This window comes from Anaerolineae bacterium (assembly GCA_016931895.1).
Taxonomy (GTDB): Bacteria; Chloroflexota; Anaerolineae; order 4572-78; family J111; genus JAFGNV01.
Genome location: JAFGDY010000047.1, coordinates 1 through 10,147, shown reverse-complemented (window position 1 = coordinate 10,147; position 10,147 = coordinate 1). Strand labels below are relative to the sequence as shown.

Sequence of the window (10,147 nt, the reverse complement as noted above, 5' to 3'; positions counted from 1 at the left end):
GGTTCAATGTAGGTGGCGTCGGCAAATTCGGGATCGGTCATGATGGTGGCGGGATTGGAATTGACCAGGATGACGCGGTAGCCTTCGGCTTTGAGGGCCTTGCACGCCTGTACGCCGCTGTAATCAAATTCGCACGCCTGGCCGATGATGATGGGGCCGGCGCCGATGATGAGAATACTTTCAATATCGGTTCTTTTGGGCATAACGATGTCCTTTTTGTATCGCCGCAGAGCCGTACAGGCAGATAAAAAACCTATTTTTTTGTACAGAGATAACGAGCAAACAATGGTTCTTTATTTAAAATTTCCACGCTAAGGCCCACCCTGGCCAACATGCCTTCAATAATCCAATCAAAGGTGGAAAACTCACGGCAAATGTGGGTTTGTGCTTCGGCGGCAAGTTCCGGCCCGGCTGTTTCTTTGATCGAGGCCACAAACTGATGCGTGTGGTGCTCAAATTCGTCTATGGCAAAGGAAAATACTACATCACCCAGAAATAGTTTGCCGCCCGGTTTGAGGATGCGGGCCATGTTTCGGAAGGCAACAAATTTCCAGGCGTCGGGCACGTGGTGCAGCGCCATATTGGTTACAATGGCGTCGGCAGGTTCATGGTGATGCCGGTACGAGAGAAAACCGGCCTTAACAAAGGTGATATTGTTAATGTTTTGCGCCTGCGCTTTTTGGCGGGCATAACTGAGCATGGCGGCAGATGTATCCACGGCCACCACCGCCTCAAATTGGCGCGCGGCTTCAATCGCAAACGCGCCGGTGCCAGGCCCAAACTCAACCAACAGTTTGGGTTCATTGACCTTCAGTAGTTCAAGGATTTCACGCGCCTGCGCTTCAGGGTTCCGTAAGTTCGACATTCGTTCATCGTAAACGGCAACTTCGGCCATGTCGGTATAGTCGGCGCCGGTGGGCGTAAATTCATCAAACAAAAACGGGTTGGTTTTCATTTGGCCATTAACTCCGCAAACTGCTTAAAAAATTCCAGCGCGTCGTGCGGTCCCGGCGACGACTCCGGGTGGTACTGGATGCTGAAAACGGGTTTGGTTTTGTGCCGCAACCCCTCGATGCAATTGTCATTTAAATTGATGTGCGTTACCTCCACGTCATCCGGCAAAGACCCGGCGGAAACGGCAAAGCCGTGATTGTGGCTGGAAATGGCGACCGCCCCTGCCCCCCCTCTTATCTCCCCCACTGGGGGGGAGGTAGGGGGGGTAACATCTTTGACGGGCTGGTTACCCCCGCGATGGCCGAACTTGAGTTTATGGGTTTGGCCGCCCAAGGCCAGCCCCAAAATTTGGTGGCCCAGGCAAATGCCAAAAATGGGCAGGTTTTCCTCGACCAGTTTTTTGGTGTTTTTAATGGCGTAGGTGACGGCGGCGGGGTCGCCGGGGCCGTTGGACAGAAAAATACCGTCGGGGTTCAGCGCCAGCACATCCTCGGCGGGGGTGTTGGCGGGCACAATGGTGACGCGGCAGCCGGCCTCGCTCAATAAACGCAGGATGTTGTGTTTGATGCCAAAATCGTAGGCTACCACATGGTGTGTAGCGCGTGAAGCGCGGTAGGTGTTTTCCGCGCGCCATTCGGTGATAACGCCTTCATCCCAGTGGTAGGGTTCGGCGCAGGTGACAACTTTGGCTAAATCCAGCCCCTCCATAGAGGGGGCGGCGCGGGCCATGTCCACCAAATCGTCGGCGGAAAGAGCAGGATCACAAGAAACCGCGGCCGTCATGGCCCCCCGGGTGCGGATGTGGCGCACCAGGGCGCGGGTGTCAACCTCGGTGAGGCCGGGCAGGCTGTTCTCCCGTAAATAGTTCGGCAGCGATTGGGTGGCCCGGTAATTGCTCACCCGGCGGCTGACCTCGCGCACAATCAGCCCGGCGGCCCAGGGACGGTTGGCTTCAACATCTTCCGGGTTAACGCCCACGTTGCCAATGTGGGGATAGGTCATGGTCACGATTTGGCCGCAGTACGAGGGGTCGGTGAGAATTTCCTGGTAGCCGGTCAGGCTGGTGTTGAATACCACTTCGCCGGTGATGGTGACCGGCGCGCCAAAGGATTGGCCGTAAAAGATCGTGCCGTCGGCCAGGGCCAGGATGGCCGGGGTGGTGTGGCTGTTTGGGTTTTGGGGCAAAGATCACCTCCGTTTTGCCTGACACGTGATATGTAACACGTGATCCTATTACGCTGCCTAAACAATTAGAGTATGACCTCTAATCCGCCCATATACGGCCGCAGCACTTCCGGCACCACAATGCTGCCGTCGGCTTGCTGGTAGTTTTCCAGTACGGCGATCATCAATCGTCCCGGAGGCAGGCCGCTCCCGTTGAGGGTATGGATGAACTCTGGCCTGGCCCCTGGCTCGCGGCGGAAGCGAACATTGGCCCGGCGGGCTTGGAAGTCAACACAGTTGCTGCAACTGCTGATTTCCAGCCATTCGCCTTTGCCTTCGGGCCCGGGCACCCAGGCTTCCAGGTCATATTTTTTGGCGGCGGCAAAGCCCAGGTCGCCGGTGCGCATCTGCACCACCCGGTAGGGCAGGTTGAGCCGCCGGCACAGGTCTTCGGCGTTGGCCACAATTTGTTCCAGGTGCTCGTAACTTTCTTCGGGCAGAGTATAATGGTACATCTCTACTTTTTCAAATTGGTGTACCCGTTTGATGCCGCGCACGTCGCGCCCGGCGCTCATCTTCTCGCGGCGAAAGCAGGGGGTATGGGCCAGATACTTGATCGGCAGTTGTTCGGCGTCCAGAATCTCGCCGGCAAAAAGATTGGTCAGCGGCACTTCGGCGGTGCCGATGAACCAGTAATCTTCTTCGGCGTCGTAGTACATATTGTCGCGGAACTTGGGCAGGTGGGCCGCGCCAATGGCGGCCTGCTCGCGCACCATAAAGGGCGGGTAAACTTCGGTGTAGCCGTGTTCCCGGACGCCCACATCCAGGAAAAAGTTGGTCAAAGCGCGATGCAGGGCCGCGCCCGCGCCCTTGAACACGTAAAAGCGCGTGCCGCTGATTTTTACGCCGCGCTCAAAATCAATAATGTCCAATGCTTCGCCCAGGTCCCAGTGGGCTTTGGGGGCAAAATCAAATTTGGGCAGTTCGCCCCACCGCCGCACTTCAACATTGTGGTTTTCATCCGGCCCAACTGGCACGCCGGGGCCGGGCATGTTGGGCACGTAAAGCTGCTTGTCCAACAGGTCGGTTTCTATCCGGCGCAATTGCTCGTCAAGCCGGCTGATCCGGTCGCCAAGATCAGTCATGCGCTGTTTTTGGGTTTCGGCTTCATCTTTTTTGCCCTGGCGCATCAGTTGGCCAATGGCCTTGCTGCCGGCGTTACGTTCCTGGCGCAGAGTTTCCACCTCTTTCAGAATATCGCGCCGCTGCCGGTCCAGTTCCAAAATTTCGTCAATGGGCGCCTCGGTATTCAGGTTGACCAGCGCGGCTTTGACTTGATCAGGGTTTTCGCGGATAAAGTTTAGGTCAAGCACAAGATTCCTCCTTAAGTAATTAGTAGAGTATCAGGGTAGCAGAGTAACAAAGTGACATCATCCCTGCTACTCTGTCACCTTGCTACCTTGTAACAAAAAGCCCCGCCCCTAAAAGGGCGAGGCTGTTTTCTCGCGGTGCCACCTTTTTTCGCCGCAAGTTCAGTTGCGGCAATCTCTATGGCGTGATAACACGCACGCGCGATAACGGGCGCATCCGGGTCGGCTCATCGCCGCCGGCTCAAGAGTGGAATTCAGCCAACCCTTTGCGCACCTTGCACCAACCGGCGCGTCTCTAAAATCCGGGAGATGGCTTACTTTTCTCCGTCACAGCCGTTGGGGGAGATTATAGCACAAAGGTTTATTTACGCAACACGGCCTTAAAAACGTTCCAACGGGCTAATGTTAAACATTTTTTGGTCCCGGTTGGGCCATCACCCTGGCAATCAGGCGCAGGTCCAGCCACCACTGCTCTTTAGGGCGTTGGCGTTCCAGATCAACCAGGCGCGGAAAATCTTCCAGACTGGAAATCTGTACTTTGCCACCTTGCTGGCCAATGGCCGCAACAGGGGCGGAACCTTTTTTTATTTGCTCAACCAGAAAATCTATGCACCGGGCCGCCAATTGGGTCGCTTGAATGCGATCGAAGGGCGAAGGGTCGCCGCCAATTTGCAAGTGTCCCAAAATAGCCTGGCGCACGTCAAACAGGTCGCCGCCTTCTTCTTCAAAGAGGGCGCGCATAAAATCGGTGCTGTACAAAGGGTTGGCTTTTTCGTTACGGATCATTAAGCCTAATCGTTTGCCGTGTTCAAATCCTTCCACCAGGTGGGTCAGGTCTGTTTGCAAATCATTCAAAGTCACGCCCTCTTCGTGCAGGTAAACCCGTTCGGCGCCTGTGGCCAGCCCGCTCATTAAGGCCAAAAAGCCGCAGTAGCCGCCCATTACTTCCACAATGAAGCAGCGCCGGGCGGCCATGGCCGATTGTTTGATTTTATCCACCGCTTCCACAATATTGTTCAGCGCCGTATCAATGCCAATGCTCAACTCGCAGCCGGGCAGATTGTTGTTAATGGTGGCGGGCAGGCAGATCATGGGGATGTTGAAGGCGGGAAATTCATTTCGTTTACTATACAGTTGGTAAATGGCGGCATAACCGGGCCAGCCGCCAATCATCAGCAGCCCCTGAATCTGATGCTCTTCAATATGGCGGGCCATGGCATAAAAGTCGCTGGCGGTGGGCACTTTCCGCGTGGTGCCCAACTCGGACCCGCCCCGGGAGGCCCAATTGCTTACGCTCATCCACTGCATCGCTTCAATCTCTCCGTTGATAAAGCCCTGGAACCCATTTCTGATGGCCAAAATTGTATGGCCCTGATCAAGGCCCAACCTGACGGCGGTGCGCACGGCAGTGTTCATGCCGGGGGCCAGCATGCCCGCATTCATCACCGCCAGTTTCAGTTGTTTCTGGCCTGGTTCCGGCTGATGAGGCTTGGCTCGTTGCAAGGTGCTAAGAATGTGGAAGGCTTGCTTAAAACTGCCGCCGCGCATTTCCATAGCTTTTTCGTAATTTTGAGCGGCAATCACGTCGGCAATATCGTGCGTTTCTTTTACGCACGCCATCAAAGGCGACTGGATGATCCGGTTGTGGCGAATGCCAATGAGTTGCGGTTCGCTATCTGGGGGAGTGGACAGGATTTCCTCTACGGCAGCGTGGCCCAGCAAAGTAGTCAGATAGCGGTCAAAAGCGCCGGGGGAGCCGCCCCGCTGGACGTGACCCAAAATCGTCACCCGGGTGTCTTCGCCCAATCGTTCCTCCAATATCTTTTTAACGTAGTCGCTGGAAATGGGCTGCCCGTTTTTATCCTGGGCGCCTTCGGCCACAATCACAATGCTGGCCCGCCGACCGGCATCACGGCCGGCCTTTAAAACCCGGCACATTTCATCTTCCCAATCATCCATCTCCGGCGGGCTTTCGGGGATCAAAACCCAACCCGCGCCGGTGGCCAGGGCGCTCATCAGGGCCAAGTAGCCGCAATGACGCCCCATCACCTCAACCACAAAGGTGCGTTGATGGCTGGCGGCGGTGCTGGAAATGGCGTCAACGGCTTCGGCAATGCGGCGCAGGGCCGTATCCGCGCCGATGGTCATATCGGTGCCAAACATGTCGTTGTCAATAGAACCGACCATCCCGGCGATTTTCAGGTGGGGGTGCTGCTCGGCTTGCTTCTGGCTAAGCTGGCCCTGCTCAACCAATTCGGCCAGCAATTCCGGCCATTCCTGCCTGAAGAGATTGGCCCCGGTCAAACTACCGTCGCCGCCAATGATCACCAGGCTATCAATGCCGTATTCCAACAGGTTGCGGGCGGCCTGTCGCCGTCCCTCGCGGGTGCGAAATTCCTGGCAACGGGCCGAACCAATAACCGTGCCGCCCTGCTGAATGATGCCCCCCACCGAGTCCCAATCCATCTGGCGGATGCGGTTGCCGCCCTCAACCATGCCCCGGTAGCCTTCGTAAATGGCGTATACCGCCACGCCTCGGTCCAGCGCTGTGCGCACCACGGCTCGCACGGCCGCGTTCATGCCTGGGGCGTCGCCGCCGCTGGTAAGAACGCCCAGGCTTTTGGTTTGATTGGTTGACATGTCATGCTCCTGCTCAAGTAATAGGCAAGCCAAATCGTTGTCTAAATTTACCCCGAATGTTATCAGGCTGCAAATTCTTTGGTAATCGTTGCAACGGTTCGCCGTTGAGGGTTGGCCGTTGGCCTTGATTTCGCAATCGGCCTGGCGCGTGTTATAATGCCCTGTATTAACCTTTGGTGAGAGAACCCTGTGAGAAGACCCCAATATTACTACGAACCGCCGCGTTGAGAGATACTCGTTCTCGCGCAATCAGAAATCTGGATAACTATACAGCTCGTTAGGAGGTGTTGTGGTGGGTAGTTTTTTCAGGGTACCAGGAGCAATATAAGACAAGATTATGACTATTTTTCAAGTACCTCCTTATACTCGTTTAGACGTAAAATTCACGATCTTCGGGATACCGGTTCGTGTCCATCCTCTATTTTGGTTGTTAACTCTGTTCCTCGGGGCATATTCTGGCAATATTATTCAACTGCTGATATGGGTCATAGTTGTATTCTTCTCAATCTTGATTCATGAATTGGGCCATTCGTTCATGATGCGACTATATGGTCAGGATTCCTATATCGTTTTACATATAGCAGGTGGGTTAACAGTACCTGTATCGTCACGTAGGAGTGGACGATGGACCAATGTCGTGGACGACTCGACGCAACAAATTTTTATCTCTCTTGCTGGACCTCTTGCCGGTTTTCTATTGGCTGCAATTGTGCTGGCAACGGTTGCCATAATGGGAGGACAGATCACAATAAATTGGTTTTTAGGCATTATCCCGTTACCAGGCGCATTTCTGCCCAGCAGTAGTTGGATTGTTAATGCAATGTTGGCCTCATTACTTTGGGTGAATGTGTTTTGGGGTCTGATCAATCTTATGCCTGTCTTCCCACTTGATGGGGGGAATGTGACACGCCATCTTTTTATCAAGGTTTATCCGTGGGATGGCGTTCGTAAATCGCTTTGGCTTTCAGTTGTCTCTGGCACTATTGTTGCCATTGTTGGCTTGGTGTTCTTGAGAAGCATTTTTATAGTGTTTCTGTTTGGATTTCTGGCACTTCAAAGCTACCAAATGCTACGAGGTTTAGGTGGCAGTTTTTATTGATTCATACCCGCAGGTGATAGTTAACAACTGCCAAATTGCTAGATGAATTGGTCCCTATTCTTTTTTGCCTGGTGCCAAGGATTGCCTATTATTGAAGCGCTTATCTTTAAACCGGCTCAACTTATTGCCCTCTGGCTGTTTGGCGTGGCATGACTTCTTTTAAAACCACTAAAACCACGCATCCCGCTCTTTACCGGGTTTACCAATTTTTTGTGGCCCTCAGGGCCGGTCTTCCGGCCTGGGCCGGCGGCGGGCGGGGGAGCTTGACCGGCGTAGACAAAGCGCTGGTCGCTTCTGTTTTAAAAACAGCCTCCCAACAACGTCTTTTTGACCACATGCCGCCTAACGATCAACGGCACGCCCTGGCCGTAGTGTGGACCCTGTCCCAAACCGGCCATCATCAGCCCGCTCTTTTGCAGGCTGCGCTGCTGCACGATGTGGCCAAAAGCCTGGGCCAGCCCCTTTTGCACCGGGCGCTGATTGTGCTGCTCAAAGCCTTTTGGCCGGCTGTTTTAAGATGGTTAGCTCAGAGCGGAAGCCGGGCGTTAGCGGCCGGGTTTGGCCCGGCAGTCGTTAAAAAAATCCCCCGGTGGCGGCGACCCTTTGTGATTCACGCCCATCACCCGGCCATCGGCGCGGCCTGGGCCAAACAGGCGGGGTGTGACCCGCTGGCCGTTTGCCTGATTGCCCGGCATCAGGACAAACTAGAAACGGCGGCGAACACGGAGGAAGATAAACTACTGGCCGCCTTGCAGAAAGCGGATGATTTGAATTGAGGCAAAGTAGCAAGGCAATAAAGTAGCCAAGCAAGATGGCCGGCCGCTCATGTTACCTGCTACTCTGCTACCTTTTTTGATGAGGTGATAAAGATGAGCAACTTTACCGTTACTATTGTGGGCGCAGGCGTTATTGGCGCTTCGTTGGGTTTAGCCTTAAAACAAATAGACGACCCGCCCCGCTTGTTGGCGCACGACAAAGAGTTAGCTAATGCTCAGGCTGCGGTAAAGAAGGGCGCTTTTGATAAGGCCGAGTGGAATCTAATTAACGCTTGCGAGCCGGCCGACTTGATCATTTTGGCGATCCCGCTGGATGGTATCCGGCCCACCCTGGCCGTAATTGCGCCTGATCTTAAGCAGGGGGTGGTAATTAGTGATACTTCGCGTAGCAAGAAATCTATCTTGACCTGGGCTGAAGAACTATTGCCCGACCATGCTCATTTTGTGAGCGGCAACCCCATTGTCCATCCCCCTGGCCAGGGCCTTGAACACGCCCGCGCCGATTTATTTCGCCGGCGCCTCTATTGTTTGACCCCCTCCCCCACCGCCAATGAAGCGGCGGTGCAACTATTAGTGGACGTGGTTAATCTGATTGGGGCTGAGCCGTTTTTTTTGGACGCCGCCGAACATGATGGCCTGGTTACGGCGGTTGAGCATTTACCGGCGGTGTTGGGCGTGTCGCTGCTCAACACGCTTTCTTCTCTGCCCGCCTGGCGCGAGATTCGTAAGCTGGCCGGCAGTTTGTTTGAGCAGGTCTCCTGCGGCGCAGTGGGTACGCCGGAAGCCTTAACAGAGGATTGGTTGACCAACCGGGATGACCTGGTTCGTTGGCTTGATAGTTATCTTGAGCAATTAAATCAACTACGCCTGCTCATAGCCAACGCCGATAGCAAGCAAACTGCCTTGGCGCAAATGATAGACCAGGCCGTAGTAGAACGTTACAACTGGCTGGTGGATTATCGCAAAGGCCGCTTTATTGATCCCGAATTGCAGGCAGCGCAGGTGGAAACCCCCAGTTTTATGAAGCGCTTGATCGGGTTCAGGCGATAGCTGGATTTCTGCTAGACAATGACCACATCTTGAATTAACTTGCCCTTGAGCAGGCGCTGCGGTTTATTGGTTTTGTCCAGGCTATACACGGCGCTGCCGTTGGTGTAAATCAAGTTGCCTTTTGCGTCAAGGTCAAAAGCAACCACTCCCCTGGCCAGAATGGTTTCCTCGCCATTAGTCTGTTGTTTTACCAGCTCCCAGGAATCAGGGACCAGCGCCGGTGTTTCCTTGTCGCCGGTTCCTTCGCGGAGAACTTTTTGCGCCTCAATGATTTTTCCCCGCAACAGAATGGTTTTTTCGTCCTCTCCTTCCACTTTAGGCCCACCGGCCATGGTCAGGCGTTTTTTAGAGAAGGTCAATGATATAAAATCAAGAAAGTGAAAGATGGCCCGCAGCAGGCGGAAGGGGAAGAGCAGAATATCGGTGATAAAGTTGAGGAAAGAGTACTTACCCCCGCTGTCGCTCTCATAGGGCCGGCGAATAAAGTAGAGATCGCCGGCGGCGGTCATGTGGGGCAGCAAAAAATCGTATTGCGGGTCGTCCAGCAGCGTGGTCAGGCGGCCCGTCTTCAAATTTAGCAGTTCAACGCAAAAAGGCCCCAGGCCAATGGGATAACCATTGGCATTGCGCCCCACCCCGGCCGATTGAAAAACAATCTGTTCCTTTTGGGCCAACACCCAGGAGGGGGCGGCGTCAACCGAGTCGCCCTCGGTAATTTCTTGCAGGGTATATCCTTTGAGGCGAGCCAGGTTAGCCGTACCGTTGGGAAAGTATTGAGCGCAGATGAGCGCATTATCCTCCGGGTGGTAATCCAACTCTCTCACCCAAAAGCTTTCTTTGTGAAAAAGACGCCTTTCGCTATCCTGTTGCCAGTTGTAAAGCAACAGGCCGCCCACGGCATCGGTTTCCAACACATAGTAGAATGTGTCGTCTTCGCCGCTTGGGGTAACACTGGTAATCCGCACCTGGCTCCCCTGTGGATCGGCTTGAGCAACGCCCCACAACATCGCTCCGCCAAAATAGGTTCCCTGCCTGCCCCGGGTTTTCCATTCCTGGCGTTGGTGTCGCTGGAGGGTGCGGTGGATAATCTCCTG

Annotated in this window: 9 protein-coding genes and 1 other annotated feature; of the genes, 3 read left to right on the top strand and 6 right to left on the bottom strand. The window is 54.5% G+C overall.

Features of this window, described 5'->3' with window-relative positions; translation table 11 throughout:
- The 5 genes from JW953_04200 to JW953_04180 form a co-directional block, all read right to left on the bottom strand.
- A partial coding sequence (locus JW953_04200) for a hypothetical protein (protein MBN1991879.1) occupies positions 1–203 on the bottom strand: 203 nt, incomplete at its 3' end.
- A gap of 50 nt (positions 204–253) precedes the next feature.
- Positions 254–955, bottom strand: a complete 702-nt coding sequence (locus JW953_04195; protein MBN1991878.1) for a class I SAM-dependent methyltransferase — start codon at positions 953–955, stop codon at positions 254–256.
- Positions 952–2,139 (bottom strand): glutamine-hydrolyzing carbamoyl-phosphate synthase small subunit, encoded by a 1,188-nt coding sequence (carA, locus tag JW953_04190; protein ID MBN1991877.1) that lies wholly within the window; start codon positions 2,137–2,139, stop codon positions 952–954. The genes JW953_04195 and carA overlap by 4 nt, the downstream gene beginning before the upstream one ends.
- A gap of 65 nt (positions 2,140–2,204) precedes the next feature.
- Positions 2,205–3,491, bottom strand: coding sequence for a serine--tRNA ligase (gene serS, locus JW953_04185; GenBank protein MBN1991876.1), 1,287 nt, complete (start codon positions 3,489–3,491; stop codon positions 2,205–2,207).
- Between the two features lie 109 nt (positions 3,492–3,600).
- Positions 3,601–3,828 (bottom strand) — a binding site (T-box leader).
- Between the two features lie 65 nt (positions 3,829–3,893).
- On the bottom strand, positions 3,894–6,128 hold the full coding sequence (locus tag JW953_04180; GenBank protein MBN1991875.1) for a 6-phosphofructokinase: 2,235 nt from the start codon (positions 6,126–6,128) through the stop codon (positions 3,894–3,896).
- Between the two features lie 337 nt (positions 6,129–6,465).
- Between JW953_04180 and JW953_04175 the strand changes: the two genes are divergently transcribed.
- The 3 genes from JW953_04175 (at position 6,466) to JW953_04165 (ending at position 9,053) form a co-directional block, all read left to right on the top strand.
- A complete protein-coding gene (locus tag JW953_04175; protein ID MBN1991874.1) occupies positions 6,466–7,227 on the top strand; it encodes a hypothetical protein in 762 nt (253 codons plus the stop codon).
- A gap of 149 nt (positions 7,228–7,376) precedes the next feature.
- Positions 7,377–8,003, top strand: coding sequence for a hypothetical protein (locus JW953_04170; protein ID MBN1991873.1), 627 nt, complete (start codon positions 7,377–7,379; stop codon positions 8,001–8,003).
- Positions 8,004–8,096: 93 nt separating this feature from the next.
- On the top strand, positions 8,097–9,053 hold the full coding sequence (locus tag JW953_04165) for a prephenate dehydrogenase (protein ID MBN1991872.1): 957 nt from the start codon (positions 8,097–8,099) through the stop codon (positions 9,051–9,053).
- An 11-nt stretch (positions 9,054–9,064) separates the two neighbouring features.
- On the opposite strand, the gene JW953_04160 is transcribed toward JW953_04165, so the two are convergent.
- Positions 9,065–10,147, bottom strand: a 1,083-nt coding sequence (locus tag JW953_04160; GenBank protein ID MBN1991871.1) for a hypothetical protein, incomplete at its 5' end; no start/stop codon positions are given.